Source organism: Saprospiraceae bacterium (assembly GCA_016709995.1).
Taxonomy (GTDB): Bacteria; Bacteroidota; Bacteroidia; order Chitinophagales; family Saprospiraceae; genus JADJLQ01.
Genome location: JADJLQ010000006.1, coordinates 51,481 through 72,449 on the forward strand (window position 1 = coordinate 51,481; position 20,969 = coordinate 72,449).

At 41.9% G+C, this 20,969-nt stretch carries 21 protein-coding genes; 14 read left to right on the top strand and 7 right to left on the bottom strand.

Translation table 11 applies throughout. The annotated features are described in order from the left end of the window. Positions 1-211: 211 nt before the first annotated feature. The 6 genes from IPJ09_21570 (at position 212) to IPJ09_21595 (ending at position 6,973) form a co-directional block, all read left to right on the top strand. Positions 212-2,968 carry a TonB-dependent receptor gene (locus IPJ09_21570; GenBank protein MBK7373957.1) on the top strand — a complete coding sequence of 919 codons (2,757 nt, stop codon included), beginning with the start codon at positions 212-214 and terminating at the stop codon, positions 2,966-2,968. Positions 2,969-2,997: 29 nt separating this feature from the next. After that, positions 2,998-3,822 carry a DUF4249 domain-containing protein gene (locus IPJ09_21575; GenBank protein ID MBK7373958.1) on the top strand — a complete coding sequence of 275 codons (825 nt, stop codon included), beginning with the start codon at positions 2,998-3,000 and terminating at the stop codon, positions 3,820-3,822. Positions 3,823-4,106: 284 nt separating this feature from the next. After that, a complete protein-coding gene (locus IPJ09_21580; GenBank protein MBK7373959.1) occupies positions 4,107-4,520 on the top strand; it encodes a VOC family protein in 414 nt (137 codons plus the stop codon). Positions 4,521-4,595: 75 nt separating this feature from the next. Then, entirely contained in the window at positions 4,596-5,000 is a 405-nt protein-coding gene (locus IPJ09_21585; GenBank protein MBK7373960.1) for a VOC family protein, read from the top strand. Between the two features lie 279 nt (positions 5,001-5,279). Next, positions 5,280-5,921 carry a hypothetical protein gene (locus tag IPJ09_21590; GenBank protein MBK7373961.1) on the top strand — a complete coding sequence of 214 codons (642 nt, stop codon included), beginning with the start codon at positions 5,280-5,282 and terminating at the stop codon, positions 5,919-5,921. Positions 5,922-6,547: 626 nt separating this feature from the next. After that, positions 6,548-6,973, top strand: a complete 426-nt coding sequence (locus IPJ09_21595; GenBank protein ID MBK7373962.1) for a biopolymer transporter Tol — start codon at positions 6,548-6,550, stop codon at positions 6,971-6,973. A 128-nt stretch (positions 6,974-7,101) separates the two neighbouring features. Here the strand turns inward: IPJ09_21595 and IPJ09_21600 are convergent, their stop codons facing one another. The 3 genes from IPJ09_21600 to IPJ09_21610 form a co-directional block, all read right to left on the bottom strand. Further along, complete coding sequence (locus IPJ09_21600; protein ID MBK7373963.1) at positions 7,102-8,013, bottom strand: sugar phosphate isomerase/epimerase; 912 nt, start codon at positions 8,011-8,013, stop codon at positions 7,102-7,104. A 129-nt stretch (positions 8,014-8,142) separates the two neighbouring features. Next, positions 8,143-9,183 (bottom strand): PhoH family protein, encoded by a 1,041-nt coding sequence (locus IPJ09_21605; protein MBK7373964.1) that lies wholly within the window; start codon positions 9,181-9,183, stop codon positions 8,143-8,145. Between the two features lie 153 nt (positions 9,184-9,336). Then, entirely contained in the window at positions 9,337-10,098 is a 762-nt protein-coding gene (locus IPJ09_21610; protein MBK7373965.1) for an SDR family oxidoreductase, read from the bottom strand. 188 nt (positions 10,099-10,286) lie between these two features. Between IPJ09_21610 and IPJ09_21615 the strand changes: the two genes are divergently transcribed. The 4 genes from IPJ09_21615 (at position 10,287) to IPJ09_21630 (ending at position 13,102) form a co-directional block, all read left to right on the top strand. Beyond that, positions 10,287-11,066 (top strand): SAM-dependent chlorinase/fluorinase, encoded by a 780-nt coding sequence (locus IPJ09_21615; GenBank protein MBK7373966.1) that lies wholly within the window; start codon positions 10,287-10,289, stop codon positions 11,064-11,066. Next, positions 11,063-11,362: an antibiotic biosynthesis monooxygenase gene (locus tag IPJ09_21620; protein ID MBK7373967.1), complete on the top strand. Its 300-nt coding sequence runs from the start codon at positions 11,063-11,065 to the stop codon at positions 11,360-11,362. The genes IPJ09_21615 and IPJ09_21620 overlap by 4 nt, the downstream gene beginning before the upstream one ends. Continuing rightward, positions 11,349-12,386, top strand: a complete 1,038-nt coding sequence (gene aroB, locus IPJ09_21625; protein ID MBK7373968.1) for a 3-dehydroquinate synthase — start codon at positions 11,349-11,351, stop codon at positions 12,384-12,386. Before IPJ09_21620 ends, aroB begins: the two co-directional genes overlap by 14 nt. A 92-nt stretch (positions 12,387-12,478) precedes the next feature. Further along, positions 12,479-13,102, top strand: coding sequence for a protein-L-isoaspartate(D-aspartate) O-methyltransferase (locus IPJ09_21630; GenBank protein ID MBK7373969.1), 624 nt, complete (start codon positions 12,479-12,481; stop codon positions 13,100-13,102). Positions 13,103-13,339: 237 nt separating this feature from the next. Here the strand turns inward: IPJ09_21630 and IPJ09_21635 are convergent, their stop codons facing one another. Continuing rightward, complete coding sequence (locus IPJ09_21635) at positions 13,340-14,623, bottom strand: sigma-70 family RNA polymerase sigma factor (protein ID MBK7373970.1); 1,284 nt, start codon at positions 14,621-14,623, stop codon at positions 13,340-13,342. A gap of 137 nt (positions 14,624-14,760) precedes the next feature. Further along, entirely contained in the window at positions 14,761-15,447 is a 687-nt protein-coding gene (locus IPJ09_21640; protein MBK7373971.1) for a DUF2490 domain-containing protein, read from the bottom strand. Positions 15,448-15,547: 100 nt separating this feature from the next. On the opposite strand from IPJ09_21640, the gene IPJ09_21645 reads away from it, so the two are divergent. Further along, positions 15,548-15,994 carry a GNAT family N-acetyltransferase gene (locus IPJ09_21645; protein MBK7373972.1) on the top strand — a complete coding sequence of 149 codons (447 nt, stop codon included), beginning with the start codon at positions 15,548-15,550 and terminating at the stop codon, positions 15,992-15,994. A gap of 168 nt (positions 15,995-16,162) precedes the next feature. Here IPJ09_21645 and IPJ09_21650 read toward each other — a convergent pair whose 3' ends face one another. Continuing rightward, complete coding sequence (locus IPJ09_21650; GenBank protein ID MBK7373973.1) at positions 16,163-17,317, bottom strand: alpha-hydroxy-acid oxidizing protein; 1,155 nt, start codon at positions 17,315-17,317, stop codon at positions 16,163-16,165. A 79-nt stretch (positions 17,318-17,396) separates the two neighbouring features. Between IPJ09_21650 and IPJ09_21655 the strand changes: the two genes are divergently transcribed. Both IPJ09_21655 and IPJ09_21660 read left to right on the top strand, forming a co-directional pair. Further along, complete coding sequence (locus IPJ09_21655; protein ID MBK7373974.1) at positions 17,397-18,029, top strand: HAD family phosphatase; 633 nt, start codon at positions 17,397-17,399, stop codon at positions 18,027-18,029. Between the two features lie 12 nt (positions 18,030-18,041). Then, positions 18,042-18,509 carry a RecX family transcriptional regulator gene (locus IPJ09_21660; GenBank protein ID MBK7373975.1) on the top strand — a complete coding sequence of 156 codons (468 nt, stop codon included), beginning with the start codon at positions 18,042-18,044 and terminating at the stop codon, positions 18,507-18,509. A gap of 3 nt (positions 18,510-18,512) precedes the next feature. Here IPJ09_21660 and IPJ09_21665 read toward each other — a convergent pair whose 3' ends face one another. After that, positions 18,513-20,195, bottom strand: a complete 1,683-nt coding sequence (locus IPJ09_21665; GenBank protein MBK7373976.1) for a PQQ-dependent sugar dehydrogenase — start codon at positions 20,193-20,195, stop codon at positions 18,513-18,515. Between the two features lie 294 nt (positions 20,196-20,489). Between IPJ09_21665 and IPJ09_21670 the strand changes: the two genes are divergently transcribed. Further along, the gene (locus tag IPJ09_21670) at positions 20,490-20,954 is read left to right on the top strand and encodes a CBS domain-containing protein (GenBank protein MBK7373977.1); all 465 of its coding nucleotides are present in this window, start codon (positions 20,490-20,492) and stop codon (positions 20,952-20,954) included. Positions 20,955-20,969: the final 15 nt, after the last annotated feature.

Genomic DNA, 20,969 nt, shown 5'->3' on the forward strand with positions numbered 1-20,969 from the left:
ATGTGGCGCGGTAGATGTCTCATCCATTCAAACCCAATACCAGGAATTTTTTAAACTGGCCCCGATCCATATTTGCGATGAGTTGTTTTTTTTTATTTTTCATGCAACCAATCTCACCTAAAGGCACCTAGTACTTTGATAAAAGCATTGCTCTCTCAAAGCCTGCCCATATCTGTTTTTTAATAATTATTTATTGCTTTAAAGCCATTTTATGACTTCTAAAATATCCTTTGGTATCATTGTATCCTTGTTATTATTGGGCAATATTGGTTATCTCCCAAGTTTGTATTCCCAGGACAATATGGTTGCCGCCAAGCCGGTCAAAGAATATTTTAACTATAAACCACTCAGCCAGGTACTTGACACCCTGATCTCCAAGTACGATTTTAAAATAAATTATGATCTGGAAGATGTAAGTCCTTACAAGCTCACCTATTTGTTTACAGGCACCAAACCTGAAAGTGTGATACGAATCTGCCTGGATCACACTGACCTTAGCTACGCTATCTCTGAGAAGGGAGTATTTAAAATCTATAACAAAACCAAAATAACAGCTCAAAAAATACTTGAAGATCAAACCCGATATCAGGGTAAACCCCAAAAAAAAGATTTTACGATTAAAGGTATCGTCAAGGACCGCAACACCGGTGAGACACTACCTTATGTCAATATTTCTATTGCAGGTACAGACCAGGGAGTCAATACTAATGTGGATGGGTATTTTACCCTGCTTTCAGTACCCAGCGATACGGTAGGGTTACTGGTGTCCTATATTGGATACCAATCGATCACTTTCTATCTCAATCCAAAACTGGACCCTAATAATATTATGATCCCAATGCTGCCGCAATCTCAACTTTTGAATGAAGTCATCGTTTCGGCTGATAGAGAGGAGATCCTGAGAGCCAATGAAAAAATATCCATGCTCAAGATGTCACCCGTCAAAATTGCAGCACTTCCTTCTATCGGTGAAAAAGATGTTATGCGATCTTTTCAACTGATGCCAGGGGTGTCAGCTGCCAATGAAAACTCGTCGGGATTATATGTCAGGGGAGGAACGCCGGATCAAACCCTGGTACTGTATGATGGATTTAATGTATATCATGTAGAGCATTTGTTTGGGTTCTTTTCCGCATTCAATTCCAATGCCATCAAAGATGTCCAACTGTACAAAGGCGGCTTTGAATCAAAGTTTGGCGGAAGGATCTCCTCTGTTGCAGAGATCACAGGCAAAGAGGGCAATGCCCAACATTTTAACCTGGGGATCAATGCAGGCCTGCTAGCCGCCAATGCAACCGCAGAGATACCGATCGGAGATAAAGTGACCACTTTATTCGCCTTCAGAAGATCTTATCAATCCGGCTTATACAACAAGATCTTTAATAAATATGGCGCTTCTACCAACCAGGTGATACCCGGCAGTCCTCCTGCTGGCGGGGGAGGAGGAGGTAGATTCAATCAAGGATTTAATTTTGCCACGACTACGCCTAAATCCTTTTTTTATGACCTCAATGGTAAAATCACGTTTAAACCCACACAAAAAGACATCCTCACGCTGAGTGTATACAATGGTACTGATAATATGGACAACTCTCGTACCAATAGTTTTGGTGGTGGTGGTGGTTTTGGCGGTGGTGGTTTCGGTAGACAAAACTTTAACCTCAATACCAATGACCAAACCAATTGGGGCAATACTGGCGGCTCATTTAAATGGAGTCACCGATTTTCAAAATCGTTTTATCTCAATTCACTCATCTCTTATTCTAACTATTTTTCTACCCGTGATCGAAGATCAGACAATACGATTACAGATTCATCCGGCGCTGTGAGCAATAATCGCCTTGGCAGCTATGAAGACAATAACCTCCTGGACTATTCTGCCAAAGTCGATATGGAATGGAAACTCAATCAATATCATCAATTGGAATTTGGCGTGGGTACGACCCTCAATGATATAAAATATCTTTATTCACAAAATGATACGGTTAAAATCATAGATCGGCACACCACAGGTTATACCAGTACAGCCTATGTACAAGATCGATGGACTTATGGCAAACTCAGCGTGATTCCCGGCTTACGAATTGACCATTTTTCACCAACCCAGGGTGTCTATTTCGAACCTCGTTTATCTGCCGCCTACAATTTGACCGAACGTATAAAACTTAAAGCAGCCTACGGCCACTATTATCAATTCGTCAAGCGGGTAGTGCGTGAAGATGTCTTACAGGGCAGTCGGGATTTTTGGGTATTGGCAGACAATGTAAAACTGCCTGTCGCCAAGGCGATTCATTATATAGCCGGAGCTTCCTATGAAAACAAAAACTGGCTGTTTGATGCGGAGATCTATCTCAAGGACATCACAGGGCTGAGTGAATACTCCTTGCGCATCAAGCCTGCACCAAGATCTATCTCCTATGAAGAAAAGTTTGCCCAGGGAGACGGAATCACTAAAGGTCTGGACCTGCTGGTGCAGAAAAAATATGGAAAATTAAATGGATGGATGTCCTATTCACTGGGAAGTGTCAAATATGATTTCGCAGATTTTGGCAAGCCATTTTATGCCAACCAGGATGTTCGCCATGAATTTAAAATGGTGGGCATTTATTCATACAAAAACTGGGATTTTTCAGCTACCTGGATCTATGCCAGCGGCCGACCTTATACTTCTCCGGCCGGTGGTTATGTATTAAAATTGCTCGATGGCACTACCAGGGATTTTATCACGGTGACCGACAAAAATGGCGTGAGATTGCCTGATTATCATCGAATGGATGTAGCAGCTACCTATAAATGGCAAAGCCTCAAAGGTGCGCCGCGCAGCATTAGCCTCTCATTATTTAATCTTTATGGCCGGGTTAATACCTGGTATAAAGAATTTCAAATAGAATCAGGCCAGATCCTGGAAACCAATGTCAGCTTTCTTGGCTTTACTCCCAATCTTTCAGTATCCTGGCAACTACGTTAATCTTTATGACACACCAATCAATGAATAACATGAATCGAATTATTTTTTATTTCTTCCTTTTTACATGCCTGATCACACTAGTATCTTCTTGCGAAAAGTCTGATTCCATCGACCTCTACGGCGCAAGACCCGTGGTGCAGGGATATCTCTCTGCCGGTGACAGCATCTCTATTGAGATTACAAAGGAAATTCCTATTGGGTCAGCAGATACCATTGCAGAGCCCTTGACCGGCCTGGATATCCTGATCTCCACCGGAGGTCAGTCTATTGCTTTGATAGAAACTCAACCCGGTATCTATACTTCCTTTCAAAAAATCATTTCAGAACAAACCTATACTTTGGAGTTTGAATATGGTGGCAAACTCGTCACTGCTCACACTACTGTACCTACACCTCCGGTGGATTTCGCCATGAGTGCATCAGAGTTGGCTATTGCACAGATCGTTTTTGGTGGTGGCGGATTTCCAGGAGGATTTTCAGGATTGCCTGATCCTGTCTTACTCACCTGGACCAATACTGATCAATCTTATTATTTGACTTCTTATATCAATACCGATACCATTCAAGTACCGATTTTTAGTGGCGGGCCCAACTTCCGTGGCAGAGGCAGGATCGCATTTAACCCTCCGACACAAGGTATATCTGCCCAGATACAACCATTCCAATTGGAATACTATGGCCTGTACCACATAGGACTCCTGCATGTCCAGCCAGAATATGCAGCCTTATATGAAAACAATAATCAATTAAGTTCTATTAATATTGCACCACCACCAACCAATATAGAAAATGGCCTGGGTATATTCACAGGATATGCTCAAACTACGCTGAACTTACTGGTCAAAAAACAATAATACTTCGTATAGGATTAGATAGTGTATTGCCATTGGGTGCGGTATATTATTTTTGCAGGCTCAATAATTTTTTTGATCCTTGACCTTCACTTCACCCAATTTTGATTTATTGTGTGTATCTATTCGGCAGTAGCTACGCTGGTTTATTTTGATGGGAGTGAGATTGTTAAATCCCAACTGATGTTTGAGGTTGAATATTAAATCCCTCAGATATTGGTTTTCCAACCAGCCATGTATAAAATTTTCAGAGTATTTTTATACTTCATTAATCAATCCCTGATACTATGAAACGAGTCACCGGCCTGGGCGGCATCTTTTTTAAGTCAAATGACACCACCACCCTCAAAGCCTGGTATTCAAAACACCTCGGTATCAACACGGATCAATACGGCGCCACTTTCTCCTGGCAAAGCCAGGCTGGCAATATCGGTCATACAGTATGGAGCCTATTTAAAAAGGATACAGATTATTTCAATCCTGGTGAACAGGAATACATGATCAATTACCGTGTTGCAAACCTTGAAGAGCTACTCAAAGTCCTCAAAGAGGAAGGTGTAGAGATCGTTGGTGATATGGAAGTGTATGACTATGGCAAATTTGGATGGATCCTCGATCCGGAAGGGCACAAAATAGAATTATGGGAGCCGGTCAACGAAGAATTTGGGAAAATGTTGGTGACCGTCAATATCAGCGAATAAACGAAATCCCCCATCTTGGGTGAATAAATTTCAACTTGATTAAAATTATTTTTGACTTAAATAAAAAAGTATCTCATGGTTTTTAATAATGCAATCAGTTGGTTTGAAATACCGACTACGGATCTCGATCGTGCCACTACTTTCTACGAAACGATATTTGACATCAAACTCAATCCTTTGGATATGCCTCAGCTCAAGATGCGCATGTTCCCTCTGGAAGATATGATGGGTGTAGGCGGTGCTTTGACATTTGCTGAAGGATTTTATAAGCCCTCAGCGACTGATGGGCCACTGGTCTATCTCAATGCCAATCCGGATGTGCAGAGCATACTCGACAGGATTCCGGATGCAGGTGGTACCATTTTAGTGCCTAAGACGGAGATCTCTCCAGAGCACGGACATATGGCAGTGTTTTTGGATACGGAAGGCAATCGGGTGGCTTTGCATTCAGTTCCGCCTGTTCCTATGATGCCGATGTAAAGAGTACACACCCACATTAGGCTATACATATCCTATATCTATCTTAGCTATAGGCTTTTTTTCTTTTGTTTTTTCGGCAATGCCAGGTGAGTGACGCTGGGCGATGCACCTTATATTAACGATATCTGAGGCATGAGATTAATAGTAAAGCTTCTGCTTTCACTCCTTTTTTACGCATGTCCTGACTCATATTCCTTATATCAATGATACCTGTCATTTGATACTTAAGACGATCAAACTACCTTTCCAGGTGATTTAATTCAAATAAACCAATACTATATGAACACAATAAAATGGATTCTGGCGAGTTCGATAGTTCTTTTGACTGCCTGTGCGACCTCCAACATCACTTCGTCCTGGATAGCACCGCAAACTACTTTGCAGCACTTCAATAAAATCCTGGTACTGGGCCTGATCCGCGAATCAGATCGCAACATTCAGGTTAGTATGGAAAAGCACCTCATGGGAGATCTTCGCAATCTTGGTTACTTTGCTTTATCCTCCTATGAGGAATATGGTCCTAAGGCTTTTAATAATATGAATGAAGACGAAGCTATCAATAAGCTTAAGAATAGTGGGATCGATGCAGTCCTTACTATTGTTTTATTGGACAAAGAAAAAGAGAGGTTGTATACCGGTGATAGGATATATTATTCTCCCTATGCTGGATATTACTCCAGATTTTGGAACTATAGATATACGCTCTATCATCGCATAGTCGAACCTGGCTATTATGTATCTACAAAATATTTTTGGGAAAGCAATCTTTATGATATGCATAGCCAGCAACTGATCTATTCTGTACAAACCGAGTCTTTTGATCCGGGCAATGCTGAAAGCCTGGGACATGAATATGGACAATTGATTGTAAACAATATGTTGAGCAAAAATGTATTGGCCAAGCAACTTAGTTTGCCTTAACGCTCGATCTGAAATATTATTTCTCTTGGATTTTGACGGAGGACTTTATTACTTAATGAAAGGTTGACCTTTGTATTAGCACTACTTTAGCCAGAATTATAACCATTCTGATTCTGATCCAACATTTTCCCTCTTTGCTATCAAAGAAGATTGAATAAAAAATGAGTACCAGATATTATTGGGTACATTTATTCATTCGATCATTATCATAGTCTAGAATTCCTAAAATGAAAAACACATCATTCGCATTTTGTGATCTTAATATTATCCTTATTAAGATTATCAATAAATCCAAAACGATCAGTAAAAGGTTTCTACTGGCCTTATTATTATGTGTTCATATCGCTGCTACGCTCACTGCACAGACCGCTTCTACCATAGAAGTCCCTGAATGGGCACTGCCTGGGTCCAAAACTCATAAACAAGTACCGCCTCCGGCAGGCTTTCATCGTCCGACTGTAAACATCAAAAAACGCATCGGTATGTTTAAAGGTCAAAGTGATATAGGTGGACCCTTAGTACCAGGCTCCGCCAGTTATGACAAAAAAACCAAACAGTATACCATCGCTTCGGCCGGATACAATATCTGGTACTTCAGAGATGAATTCAGATACCTATGGAAGAAGATGTCAGGGGATGTATCACTGGCAGCAGATGTAAACTTCCCTGATAAAGAAGGTTATTTTGACAGAAAAGCAGTGCTGATCATTCGACAAAATCTGGAAGACGATGCCAAAGAAGCTATGACTGCCCTGCATGGTGGTGGGCTGATTCACCTGGCATACCGTCCTGAAAAAGGCCAAAATCTAAAAGAAATGAAGGTTGATAAAAAAGGAGCGATGCGTATAGGGATTGAGAAAAAGGGGGATTATTTCACTGTCTATCTCAGTATGTCAGGAGAACCCATGCAACAATATGGCACTCCTGTAGAGCTACATATGGATGGCCCATTTTATGTGGGTATCGGCTTTTGCTCTCATCAACCTGTGACGGTAGATAAAACCATACTGTCTAATGTAGTGATGGTGAATAGTGCGGGTAAAATAGAATAAGCTAGCTAATACTATCAGGCTCCTGGATTTTGGAGACCCTGCGCCTCGAGCATATACCTGAAAAGCGAAGCGACCATTGTTTAGTTTAATGGTCAATTATGACCTGTTGTGATTCCGGGGTTTTCTTATCATTTATAACCCCATCCATTCATAATCGCAAAATCCTGCTTCATGCTGTCGATCGGAGCTATACCCTGGTAGGCTTCCTGTTCGATGATGAGGTAAAAAGTTCCTCCCTTTTTTCGGGCATATTTGACGATGCTTTTTACATCGATGAGCCCTTTACCCAGGATAGTACTTTCGTAATGATCAAGCCCATTCATTTGAGCTTTGATGACATCTTTGACATGCATCAACTCGTATCTGCCTGGATATTTTTTTAATAACTCCATGGCACGCCCACCACCGCCATACATATTGCCGATATCTATTTGTTGTGCTACCAGGCTGGGGTCCGTATTTTCCATGATGATGTCCATGATCAATTTACTAGTCAATCGGATGCTAAACTCAAAATCGTGATTGTGATAACCATACCTGATACCTTGTGACTTACAATATGCCCCTGCACCATTAAATCCTTCGAGAAATTTTCTGAGATCATCGAGATTTTTTCTAAGATTGATATCCAGCCAGGGACTGATGATGTAATCCTGACCTGCTGTAACGGCATCTTCTACGGTGGTTTTCCATAGATCAGTGACTTGAGTTCCGTCCCAATGGGGTTGTCCAAATACCGTATGACCACTTTTCATCGTCATGCCGTGATCACTGAGTATGTTTTTCCAATCCATGGGGGAATATCCATAGAATTGTCTTTTTTCATTGTTATAGCCTGCATGCTCACAGTCCTTGTAGCCGATATTGGCCAAAGCTTTGATAGTGCCCACCGGGTCCTTGGTCATTGCATCCCGGACAGAATATAGTTGGAGGCTGAGAATATATGGTTTTTTCTTTGTTGCCAATAAATCCAAAGGAGAGGTGGTGGATATAGCCAGGGCTCCCAGTGATGTATTTTTGATAAAATTGCGCCTTTGCATGATTATATTTTTTATTTAAAGGTAGGGAAATAATTTGCACATAGCTATCTACAGTCCACCGAAAAGCAAAAAAACTTTGTACGGATGATAAAGCAGGCTTCAAGCACTTAACAATAAGCTAAATCTCCACTACGATTCAGCTACTTCTCCTGCGATCGGCTCCTCTTTTTCATCGAGATTATAATCATCATCTCTTCGGTTTTTTTGTTGATCTCGGGTATAGGCTTTGATGATTTCTTTCACCAGTCGATGCCTGACTACATCTTCTGCGGTAAGCTCGACTTTGGCAATACCCTGGATATGTTGCAACAAATAGATAGCTTGAGATAGACCCGAACGTTGATTGCGCGGAAGATCGATCTGCGTGAGATCACCGGTGATGATGCACTTGGCGGAAGGTCCAAGTCGGGTCAGAAACATTTTGATCTGTAATGGGGTTGAGTTTTGAGCCTCATCAAGGATGATATAAGCATTGTCTAGCGTGCGCCCGCGCATGTACGCGAGTGGTGCGATCTCTATGATGCGTTGCTCCATAAACTGAGCCAATTTTTCAGCGGGGATCATATCATCGAGTGCATCATATAGTGGTCTGAGATAGGGATCTATTTTTTCTTTGAGGTCACCTGGTAAAAACCCAAGGCTTTCACCGGCTTCTACTGCAGGTCGGGTAAGTACGATCTTTTTTACTAACCTGTTTTTTAGGGCTCTCACCGCCAGGGCTACTGCTGTATAGGTTTTGCCTGTCCCTGCAGGTCCGATAGCGAATACAATGTCATTTTTCTCTGTGGCTTCTACCATGAGTTTTTGATTGTGCGTCTTGGCACGGATGGGTCGACCCTCTCTACCATGCAGGATGATGCTACCATCACTGTTAGGATTTACCTGACTATCATATAATTTGGATCCACTCAGCAGGTCTTCCATCGTGTGCAAGGAAAGCTCATGATGCTCTTTGAGGTATCGCACCATCGATTCGAACCGAGCTTTGACTTCCTGAGTTTCTTTTTTTTCACCCACAAGTTTGAGCAGATTACCTCTGGAGGTGATCTGAACATCAGGAAAAGCTTTGCGCAGAAGATTGAGTTTAAGGTTGTTCTCACCAAAAAGATCCAACGGTTGAACTCCTTCCACCGTCAGATTGATTTCACTAGTTTTATCCAAGTATTGTATTTAAAATAAAAAATGTAGTCATTGTACGATTCAAATCGCTTTTCAAAATTACTAATAATTATCTGCAAATGTCATAGACTTTGATTGATGAATTAAGATAAAAAACATACCCAATTCCACTTCTTCCCTTATAAGCATGAGCTACCAATGCTATCACTTCGCTTGCATTCGCAGTGCTCCGTCCAGACGGATCACCGTACCATTGATATAACGATTTTCTATAAGATGCAGTACTAGGTCGGCAAACTCTTCCGGTGCACCCAATCTGCCGGGAAAAGGGATAGATGCAGCGAGGTTTTTTTTAATTTCATCGCTCATCGAGGCCAATAAAGGAGTCATAAACAGTCCTGGTGCAATCGCATTGACGCGTATGCCAAATCTGGCCAGTTCTCGCGCAGCAGGTAAGGTCATGCTTACGATTCCGCCTTTGGATGCCGCATAGGCTACCTGACCTATCTGCCCTTCGTATGCAGCTGCAGAAGCTGTTGATATGATGATACCACGCTCTCCCTGGTCGTCAGGGGTAGTTTGGATCATGTCAGCAGCCACTAAACGCATCATATTAAAGCTTCCAATGAGATTGACTTCAATCACTTTTGAAAAATCATGCAATGGCATAGGGCCTTCTCTGCCCACGACCCTGGCCGATGGAGCTATGCCGGCACAATTGACCAGTACATTTGGGATTCCAAATCTATTTTTGGTGACTTGAATAGCCTCGAGGATCATGGCTTCGTCAGTCACATTACAGGCGATAGCGATGGCGCCGATGGAGTCGGCAATGTTCTTAGCAGCCTCCAGGTTGGTATCCAGAATGACCACCTTTGCCCCTGACTGTGCCAGCTTTACGGCTGTGGCTGCTCCAAGCCCGGAGGCTCCACCAGTGATCATGACGATAGCGTTTTCTATTTTCATAAGTTTATAACAGTGTTGATTTACCGTGATGGACTACCCGTATTATAGTCATCCGTCATTAAATATATTAAATTTTTAAATAATATGTATTTTGTGCCAAATATGCATGTATTTCACTGATGGAAGGTAGATATATGTTGATACCAATTTTTTACAAACACAAAGTATAAAGACTAATAAATTATCTCATGCCCTGGGTTTCACTGATTACTGATTTTGGATGGCGTGATCCTTATGTAGGACAGCTCAAGGGAGCTATGCTTACCCAAAATGAACAGATCCGGTTTATCGATATGACACATGACCTTAAAGCTCATGACATAGTCACTGCAGGATGGCTACTCAAAAACTGTTATAAAGATACTCCTGCCGGGACGATCCACGTAGTGAGTGTGTTGAATAATTATAATAATGCGCACTCATACCTGGCCTTTGAACACCAGGGACATTTTTTTGTCGGGCCTAATAATGGAGTCTTTAGCCTGGCATTTGAAAAACTGCCGATAGATATATACGAGGTCATAGATGAATCCGGGGATGGATATTCAGTAAAAAAGATCTTGAGTAAGATTGTGGCCCACCTTGCGGACCAAAAACCCCTGGATGAACTTGGCCCTCCGGTAAGAAACCTTATCATGCGTATTCATCTGCAGCCTGTGATCAATAAATATATGATCCGAGGCTCTGTGATCTATATCGACCACTATGAAAATGTAGTAGTCAATATCACCAGGGAACAATTTGAAAAAGCAAGGGCAGGAAGACCTTTTAATATATACCTGAAACGCAATGATGCTATCAATACAATTTGTACAAATTACCAGGATGTAGCGGTCGGAGAAACCCTATGTCTGTTTAATTCGAGCAATTTTTTGGAGATTGCTATCCACAGCGGTACTGCTGCTAGCATGCTCGGACTGGCAGTGGACGAAATGGTGCAGATCGATTTTTTCAACGAAGAAACATGATCACGCGAATAGTAAAAATGGAAATCAAACCTGAAGCCATAGATACCTTTATGGATATCTTCAGCCATCATGCTATCAATATGGAGTCAGTAGCCGGGTGCATGACTTTACAGTTGTTGCAAAACGACCCGGAAGCTACTATCTTTTTTACGATCAGTACCTGGCAGCGACAGGAAGACCTGGAAAACTATCGGCAGTCGGAGTTGTTTTCAGCGGTATGGTCTAAAGTCAAACCCTTATTTTGCGCCCGACCACAAGCCTGGACCACACAATCTATCTATCATGGAAAAAATTGATGTCATAGACTACAATATCTATATGGGACCAATATTGTCCTCCCTCGAGTCATTGATCGAAAGACAATCTTTTTCCTCCCTGTTTGTTCTCACAGACGAAAATACCTTGATTCATTGCAAACCTTTATTGGATGCTTTTCTATCAAATCACCCACATGCTTTATGTACTATCCCTGCCGGAGAAATTCATAAGAATATCCATACTTGTGTACGGGTGTGGCAATCCATGACAGAAGCCAAACTCGACAGACATGCTATCATAATCAACCTGGGTGGGGGAGTCATCGGTGACCTGGGTGGCTTTTGCGCTTCGACTTATAAAAGGGGCATTCGATTTGTACAAGTACCTACTACCCTGCTAAGCCAGGTTGATGCTTCTATTGGGGGCAAACTTGGTATCGACTTTGATGGGTATAAAAATCATATTGGGGTGTTTCGATCGCCGATGGCTGTGATGATCGATGTAGCTTTTTTGAAAACTTTGTCGACACGCGAACTTCGGAGCGGCTACGCTGAAATCATCAAACACTGTCTCATCGCAGATGGATCCTACTGGGTCGAACTCTCTCAAATAATAGAATTGGAATCTGTAGACTGGTCAGTCGTCATCCGCCGATCATTGGAAGTAAAACGACAAATCGTCATCGAAGATCCATTCGAAAAAGGTAAAAGAAAACTCCTGAATTTTGGGCATACCCTGGGCCATGCGATTGAAAGTCATTTTCTCGAAAGTTCATATCCATTGCTGCATGGCGAAGCCATCGCTGCAGGCATGATCTATGAAACCCGGCTTTCGTCCAAATACCTCAGCTTAAACAAAGATGATCAACAAGAAATCATTCATTATATCCAGTTGCTTTATGGGCCGGCACCCAAAATCACCATCTCTGAACTGATGGATACAATGAAACAAGACAAAAAAAACCTGGACAATAAAATCAGTTTTTCCCTTTTATCATCTATAGGTCATAGCCAGTGGGATTTGCTTTTAGAAGAAAAAGATCTTTTATTCCTTGAATCTTAACATGCAATCATAATATTTTGAATAAACTCTTAGCAAAAAACTATAGCGTATCGGAGGTCTCCAGATCACAAGACAGCCTGGTGCATAAAGGTATGCGCAAAAAACTGGTCGATGAACTTAGGCGCAAAAACCTTTTTGATGAAAAAATACTCAAAGCGATGGACCGCGTACCCAGACATTTGTTTATTCCAAAAGGATTTGAAAAATGGGCTTATGAAGATGTGCCTTTTCCTATAGGCAGTGATCAAACTATCAGTCAACCTTATACAGTCGCCTTTCAAACTATGCTGCTCGATGTGCAGGCCGGAGATAAAATATTGGAGATAGGGACCGGCAGTGGATATCAGGCTGCGATACTCCATGAATTAGGAGCCCGGGTATATACGCTCGAACGACAAGAAAGTCTGTATCACCAAACTGCTGGATTTCTTAAAAAAATGGGCTACCTGTCTATCCGTTGTTATTTGAGGGATGGTTTCGAGGGTCTTCCTAAATATGCCGCTTATGATAAAATATTGGTAACCTGCGGGGCACCTACCATACCTCCAGCCCTGGTAGAGCAACTCTCTGAACACGGGCTTATGGTCATTCCGGTGGGTAGCGGTGAGGACCAGGTGATGAATAAAATCTATAAAAGACCAACGGGACCCTTAGAAGTGGAGACTCATGGCATGTTTAGGTTTGTCCCTTTTTTAGGTGGGTTGAATACACAGTGAGTAAAACTAATCCAGCAGATTTTCATCTCCCTCTTAAACCGTATTCATGCATTAGAAATGCAATGAATACCTCCTTCGGAGCTGATGAAAGTTTTTTCCTTAGGGAAAAACTTTATCAGGGTTTAACCCTGACCAATGAACAATGCACCCAAAAGATGTTTCTAATGCAATGGATTTAAGGTGCATTTTTCATTGCGTCAGCCCTGCGGGCAATCCATGTCTAATGCATGGATTGGGTTAAAACGATACCAGGGAGTCCATTTTTTTATACATTAATTTTTTTTCGGCAGCTGACTTAGTGATCTCCGCTGCTTTTTGATAATGTGTCCTGGCAAGATCCGGGTTGGTATCAGCAAGCAGATCCCCCAATAGCGCATAATAGACAGGTTGGAAAGACCAGGCTTGCAGGTGATTGGATTGATTCAATGCTTCCATGGTGGTACTCAAATCATGACATTTGCTAAAAGCGACCAGGCGATTGAGTGATACCATTGGATTGGGCTGGATAGATTCTAACCAATCGTAATACTGCAATATTTTTTTCCAATCCGTTTTTTCAAAAGAAGGTGCTATACAATGCTCGTAGGCAATGGCTGCTTCGAGATGATATGAAGTGATTTCCTCTCCTTCAGCACTCTGATCCAGGTAGGACATACCTCTGGCGATCATGGGCAGACTCCAAAGACTTCTGTCCTGGTGTGACAAGAGTATGATATCACCACTTTCATCCAGGCGGCTGCTGATCCGGGCAGCGTGAAAACACATTAAAGCCATCGCTGCATACAACATCGCATTTTTTGTTTTAGGATGTTCAGTGAGTATACTCCCCAGATAGATAGCTTGATGGATCAAATCCTGGCGGATAGATTGATCCGAGTCAGTAGATAGATAACCTTCGTTAAATAGCAGGTATATGGCTTTGAGCACAGCATCAATTCTTGCAGGGTAATCTATGTTTTCTGAAGATTGCAGCCTGATATTATGGGCCCTGAAAAATTCTTTTGCTCTGTACAACCTTTTAGAAATAGTATCTTCTGAAGTAAGAAATGCTCTCGAGATCTCAGCAGTTGAAAATCCACCCAATATCTTAAGCATCAAGGTCACTTGAGATTCCTGGGATATGCCCTCGTGGCAACAGGCAAACATCATCTGCAGCATTTCATCCTCGATATTGATCTGATCCCAGATCTTGTCGAAGGTGGGCACAAAAGTATATCCTGATTGAAGCAATGCTTTTTGTTGATCGCTGATATCGATATCGACTATCGGCTTTTTACTTCGCATGGTGTCTATCGCTTTGTTTTTCGCTACCTGCATGAGCCAGGCTGGCGGATTGTCCGGGAGACCATTAGCACGCCAGTGTCGGATGGCACTTAGAAAGGTATCCTGTACAATGTCTTCCGCTACTTCCAATTGCCTGATCCCAAATATTTTGGTCAGTACAGAGATGATTTTACCGGACTCCTGTCGAAATAGGTCGTTTGACAACTGGTCAATAGTGGAGGAGGAATTCTCAGCCATGGTAAGAATTAATTTCTTGTGATAGGATTTAAGGCAAGGATAAAAGTAATCGATTTCTGATCAAATCGCAGTTAGAGCAACAGCCTTAAAGTAATGCATCTTGAGCTACCTCCTTCTATCCAATACAAAGTATGAATTTAATCTTCTTTTTTCAGGAAGGGTATGGTATTGAAAACCACTAATTGAAACTGGCCACGATTAGTATTTTCATATAGCTGAGTCATAAATCCACCTTCTGCCTTGAGATTTTTATTTATTACGTAGCCCAATGCTCCGTATATCCGATTTCTATCAAATACCGCTGATTTAGGTTGTAAAAAGATCTCATTGTAGGCAGAAAAATAAAAGGCACCGGGTAGTAGCGCAGTATGATTAATAGGTACATTCAAGGACAAGAAATAGCGGCACCTCCATTTAAAATCATCTTTTAAAAAACGTTCTTCTATCCTGTATCGGTGTTGGACATAAACCCTTCCAAAATGTTGGCGGGAGATAAATTGTTGAAAGATGCGGTGTTCATTTGATTTTAATTTTTCATCCGTATTCACCCCGTATCTCTGGCCATGAATAAAACCATAACCCAGCAACAGATTATTATTGTTTTCACTGAGATTATATCCAACACCAGTCCTTAACAATAATTGTTCAAGGTCACCGGCCAGATTATAATTGCGATATTGTATTTCATGATGCAGATTCCATCTTTTGTCTAAAACTTTGTTGCCAAAATAAATATACCAGGCACCAATACTGGAAGACTGTGCGGAAGCAAATTGCAATAAAACTCCCAGAAAAAAAGTAGCTGTTAATATTATTTTTTTCAAAGCAAATGGTTTTGGCAAAATTAAACACCTTTAGGATAAATTTTGTTCACCATAAATCGTTTTTTAGAAACACTTAACTTTGATCCTTTAATCCAAATATATGATCATCGATCGACCATTAAATATCCGGCATGCAGCGCTTGAGGATCTTTCACCCATAGCCGAACTTTTGGCACAAAATGCACTGCCTTATACTGATCTGATCCAATCAAAAGTCGAGTTGATCGTGGCGTATGACCAGGATATGATGATGGGATGTGCCGGTCTGCAACGCTACGGACAGGATGCATTGTTGAGATCGGTCGCCGTAAAAAAAGATTTTCAAAAGCAAGGCATCGGTAGCATATTGTTTGATGAGGTCAAAGTGATCGCCAAGACTACAGGAATAGATCGTATCCATCTATTAACTGAAACAGCGCAAGATTACTGGGCTGCGAAAGGATTCAAAAAAACGGAGCGGTCCATGGCCCCAGAAAACATAAGCAGCAGCTCTGAATTTGGCAATCTGTGTCCCTCCAGTGCAATATATATGGTAGTGGAGCTGTAGAAATTTTGCAGTGTTAGTGATTTATTGAATCGGGCGTAGAACTCCTCCAGCACAGTGAAGTATGGGAGCCGGAGTACACTCTCCGGAACGGTGAATCGGAGTGTAACTCCTCCATTACGAAGAACGACTTCTATATAAACCCTCCACTACAGCACTATATCAAAGCCCCTACTTACTGACTAAGTGCTGGTGCAGATCTTCTACTTTACTACAACCTATTTGTTCAAGTACCTGCTGTAACTGAATTTTGAGCATCGCGATAGTGTGCTGACCCCCGGCTTTGCCCAGGGCCGCGACGCCATACATAAATGATCTTCCGAGGAAAGCAAAATCAGCCCCTTGTGCGAGCGTGCGCGCGATATCCGGACCGGACCGTATACCACTGTCCAACATAATTTTGATTTTACCCTTATACTTTGGTGCAAGTTCTTTTAAAGTAGCGATAGTAGATTGGCCGGCATCCAACTGTCGTCCGCCGTGATTGGACAGCATGACCCCGTCCAGGCCGAGCCGGACACACATCTCCATATCTGACTCAGAGGCTACGCCTTTCATGATGATTTTGCCTTTCCACTTATCACGGATGGATTTGATCTTTTCTTCATTCATCAATCCTGAAAAAGTCTGATTCATAAATAAGCCAAGCTGCCCGAGATCCAGGCCCTTTGGCAGGTATGGGATCAGATTGGCAAATTTCGGCTGACCTTCCATCAAGGTGGCCAGTGACCAGTGTGGTCGTCCGATCATCTGCAGGATATTATTAAAAGTCATTTTGGGCGGCAGAGCAAGCCCGTTACGTATGTCTCTGGGTCTAAAAGCAAATGTTGGCACATCGCAGAGCAATACCAGGACAGGCACTGAAGCTTCTTGCGCTCTTTGTAGAATTTTATCTTTTAAGGCATTTTCTTTGGGATGATACAGCTGATACCAGGCTCTACCCTCCGTAATCTTGCTGATCTCCTCGATGCTACTGGTCGCCATGGTGCTGAGGATAAACGGGATATTGTGTTCTACGGCTGCCTTAGCCAGAATCTTGGTAGCACCAGGCCACATCAACCCTTGTAAACCAATGGGACTGATACCAAATGGGGCATCATAAGTATGCCCGAATAGTTCCGTTTTGAGATCTGAAGTGCCTGAATTAGAAAAATACCTGGGCACAAGCTCTACTTGTCTTATTTCATCAGTATTTTTTCTGAGGTTGACATCTTCATTGCAGCCACCATCCATATATTCAAATGCAAATCGAGGTGTTTTTTTCTGCGCCCGGGACCGGAGATCTTCGATGCTGGGATATTTGGTATTGTAGGATAAGCTTGCCATATCAGTTTGATTCAAATCTTTTGCTCAAAACTAAACATTTTAAAACCATATAGTTAAAAGCATAGCTTAAATTTGTCAGGTGTCAGCACTTAAAAACATCATCTTCGATCTTGGCAATGTCATCATAGATCTGGACATACCCCGGACCGCTCATGAGATGCAAAGCCTTTTGCGCCATCCGGATCTTCAAAGCGAAGTGTGGACCAGTCTCGAACCTACCTTGCATCAATACGAAACCGGAGCTATTTCAGACGAGCTCTTTATCAATGCTCTTATAAAACATGCCCGTCCTAATGTATATGCCCAACAAGTGATCCGCGCATGGAATGCCATGCTCATCGACATCCCTGCTGAGCGGCTACAATATTTGACCGAGTTGAAACGACAAGGATATGCCATTTATCTATTGTCCAATACCAATGCCCTGCACCTGGCATGGGTCAACAAATATATGCTCAAACATTATGATGCACCTTCGCTGGATGCCTGGTTTGACAGAGCCTATTATTCACATTTGATTCAAAGACGCAAGCCGGACCTCGCTTGTTTTGAATATGTGTTGGCAGATGCAGGTTTAAAGCACGACGAGACTTTATTTATCGATGATATACATGAAAATATACTGGGAGCACAACTAGCAGGTATCCGGGGCTTACATCTCACCGGTGGTCATGATATCGTCAGTGTTTTAAAATCGTATCTTCCCATATAATTTTTTTCTTTAATGGCAGTCTCACTCACTGTACAGGAAGGTATCAGCCTAATGCGCCAGTATTGCAATTATCAAGAACGGTGTCATCAGGATGTCAGGACCAAAGGATTAAAATTGGGTTTTCGGGGTGATGATCTTGAGGAGATCATCTCTACCATGATCACCGAAAAACTGCTGGACGAAGAGCGTTATGCCAGGGCCCTCGCCAGAGGCAAGTTTAGAAATAATGAATGGGGTAAAATAAAGATCAAACAGGCGCTTAAACTCCATGCAGTCCCCGATTATTGCATCAAAAAAGCCATGCTGGAGATTGATCCTGAAGAATATACACAAGTGGTAAAAAAACTCGCTGAAAATAAATCAAAGCTATTATCTAACGAAAAGGATCGTTTTAAGAAAAAGAAAAAGATAGCGGACTATCTGCTTCAAAAAGGATTTGAATATGAGATCATCACTCAAACATTAGGAGAAGAAGATTGAGACTCAATAAATAAACACTTTTCTAAGAAGGGCAGACTCTTTAGAATTGATTTTTAAGATATAGATTCCCGACGCAAGATTATGGACAGGCAGCGCTCTCGCAGCAGGTTCGAAGCTTCGTATCAATATCCCCTGAAAATTGTATAATTCTATGGGAAGTGTCAAATCAAGATTCGTAATTAAGTTTATTGCTCCTGTAATAGGGGAGAATGCTGCTAAAGCCGGGTATTCATTATTTTGAATTTTTATGGTCATGGTATAATCTATCGAACCGTCCAGGTCTTTTGTTTTGAGCCGATAATAGTTGACCCCCTGTAGCGGACTGGCATCCAGGTAGCGATAAGAAGCGGCTTTTCCCAGTGCATCCAACTTGCCTATTTTATCAAAATGAAGGCCATCACCACTACGTTCTATGTCATATTGAAGGGTATTGATCTCGGAGACAGTAGTCCACGACAAAACAACCTGGTCACGCTCCTTTACTCCCTGGAAACTCAACATCCTTATGGGTAGCGCCGCAGTTGCATTGATAGTACCCAGTTCACCATTGTCGAGGCCGGCCATTATTTCACCATTTTCCAATTCTCCGAAGGAGGTGATTCCTCCAGTTGTCGTGAGTTTATTGACGGTAATCACTTCAAGGGCTTGCCTCAGTCCTGACGCACTGCCTGAATTGTTTTTGATCAACCAACCATGGCGACTGAGGTAGTCAGCGAAGATATAATATCCCAGCATAGAGGCATTAGAAGCCTTAGTGCCACGATATACAAATCCTCCTGTCACCGATCTGCCTAATCCTGGTGTAGAACACGGATCATTACATCGCCCATAATCGAAGATGGGCTCAGAAAAGGAAGGACTCATAGCGCATCCATTATAGCTGCTGAATCCTTCCCTACAGTTCCATCCGTAATTTTTCCCCCCGGTACCGGCTGGTTCAAAATCTATTTCTTCACGGGCATTCTGACCCACATCACCGATCCAAAGGTCTCCTGTCTGCCTGTCAAAACTGATACGCCAGGGATTTCGTAGTCCTATATCCCAGATTTCATCTAAAATAGCAGGATTCGACACGAAAGGATTGCTTGAAGGAATAGCGTACGGACTGGTGGTATTGATATCGATTCGTAATATTTTAGCAAGTAGCGAATTGCCGTTTTGACCCGATCCTTGAGGGTCCCCACCTCCACCTCCATCACCGGTACCAAAGTATAAATATCCATCCGGGCCGAAAGCCAGATCACCTGCTTTATGGTTGGTATTTGCAGCACCAGTGATGGTTAAAATTATTTTTTCTGTGGCCAGGCTCACCGTATTATTCGATGCTGGATCAGCAGCTGTAAATCTCGAGATTCGGGTGTAATTGGTTCCTGCAGGGTTGTAATTGACGAAAAAATAACCATTGGTTTTAAAATCAGGGTGAAAAGCCAAGCCTAACAGTCCTTTTTCACTTGCTGTGGAAATCATGCCGGATGGTAAACTCAGTAAAACGCCCAAGGTGCTGTAGCTATCACTTAGTATAGATATGGTGCCGGTCTTGTTAGCTACGAATATGCGCTGACTGCCATCGCCGGCGTGAGTGATGTCTGTGATAGTGCCCAGACCAGACTTGATAGTGGTATATTGGATTTGTGCAGAGGCGCTCAACCATAGACCTACGCACAATACTAAAAGGATCAATCTCATATGGTTGAAGAAGTTTGTTTTATTAAAAACTAACAATTGTCAAAGCATATTGTTTTGTTAAGCTTTACCAATCATAATTTTATAAAAGTTCATTTTTGAAGTTAAAGGTTATTTTTAATGAAACCAAATTATAGTTGTCATTTTTTAAATTTTATTTATTAATATTTTTACTTTAAAGCTACACAATAAAAATATTAGGTAAATTATACTATTAAGTCAATAATAAAAGTTTATATTAGTCCTTTGTTCGCACTTGTCCAGTGATCGATTATTAATTTTAAAAACAGTATTGTAATGAAAAACTTTATGCAAAAAGTGGTGACTACCGCCACAGAGGAACCAAAATCAGTACCTGTGAGCCAATACATGGCTACCAAGCTTATCACCTTTCATCCCGACTCGGACATCAGTGATGTAGTGGATATTTTATTATCTAAACGTATCACCGGCGCACCAGTGCTCAACGACCATCAGGAAATAGTGGGGATGATTGACGACAAGACCTGCTTAAAACTACTGGTGGGTTCTCAATATTACAATACTCCTAATTCTAAAGATCCTGTGAGCAATTATATGGATGATGTGATGCAGACGGTGTCAGAGCATACCAGCATCGTGGAGGCTGCCAATATTTTTTTGGAGACCAGATTTAAAAGATTACTGGTGGTCAATGAACTTGGCAAATTAGTTGGTCAGATCAGCAGACGGGATATCCTCAGAGCCATTCATGATCATAACTCCATCTCCTGGAGGAAATAAATCTTAACTTGGGGT

Coding starts and splice junctions, on each gene's coding strand:
- IPJ09_21570 (MBK7373957.1), top strand. CDS start 212: ATGACTTCTAAAATATCCTTTGGTATCATTGTATCCTTGTTATTATTG.
- IPJ09_21575 (MBK7373958.1), top strand. CDS start 2,998: ATGAATCGAATTATTTTTTATTTCTTCCTTTTTACATGCCTGATCACA.
- IPJ09_21580 (MBK7373959.1), top strand. CDS start 4,107: ATGAAACGAGTCACCGGCCTGGGCGGCATCTTTTTTAAGTCAAATGAC.
- IPJ09_21585 (MBK7373960.1), top strand. CDS start 4,596: ATGGTTTTTAATAATGCAATCAGTTGGTTTGAAATACCGACTACGGAT.
- IPJ09_21590 (MBK7373961.1), top strand. CDS start 5,280: ATGAACACAATAAAATGGATTCTGGCGAGTTCGATAGTTCTTTTGACT.
- IPJ09_21595 (MBK7373962.1), top strand. CDS start 6,548: ATGTCAGGGGATGTATCACTGGCAGCAGATGTAAACTTCCCTGATAAA.
- IPJ09_21600 (MBK7373963.1), bottom strand. CDS start 8,013: ATGCAAAGGCGCAATTTTATCAAAAATACATCACTGGGAGCCCTGGCT.
- IPJ09_21610 (MBK7373965.1), bottom strand. CDS start 10,098: ATGAAAATAGAAAACGCTATCGTCATGATCACTGGTGGAGCCTCCGGG.
- IPJ09_21615 (MBK7373966.1), top strand. CDS start 10,287: ATGCCCTGGGTTTCACTGATTACTGATTTTGGATGGCGTGATCCTTAT.
- IPJ09_21620 (MBK7373967.1), top strand. CDS start 11,063: ATGATCACGCGAATAGTAAAAATGGAAATCAAACCTGAAGCCATAGAT.
- aroB (MBK7373968.1), top strand. CDS start 11,349: ATGGAAAAAATTGATGTCATAGACTACAATATCTATATGGGACCAATA.
- IPJ09_21630 (MBK7373969.1), top strand. CDS start 12,479: ATGCGCAAAAAACTGGTCGATGAACTTAGGCGCAAAAACCTTTTTGAT.
- IPJ09_21635 (MBK7373970.1), bottom strand. CDS start 14,623: ATGGCTGAGAATTCCTCCTCCACTATTGACCAGTTGTCAAACGACCTA.
- IPJ09_21645 (MBK7373972.1), top strand. CDS start 15,548: ATGATCATCGATCGACCATTAAATATCCGGCATGCAGCGCTTGAGGAT.
- IPJ09_21650 (MBK7373973.1), bottom strand. CDS start 17,317: ATGGCAAGCTTATCCTACAATACCAAATATCCCAGCATCGAAGATCTC.
- IPJ09_21660 (MBK7373975.1), top strand. CDS start 18,042: ATGGCAGTCTCACTCACTGTACAGGAAGGTATCAGCCTAATGCGCCAG.
- IPJ09_21665 (MBK7373976.1), bottom strand. CDS start 20,195: ATGAGATTGATCCTTTTAGTATTGTGCGTAGGTCTATGGTTGAGCGCC.
- IPJ09_21670 (MBK7373977.1), top strand. CDS start 20,490: ATGAAAAACTTTATGCAAAAAGTGGTGACTACCGCCACAGAGGAACCA.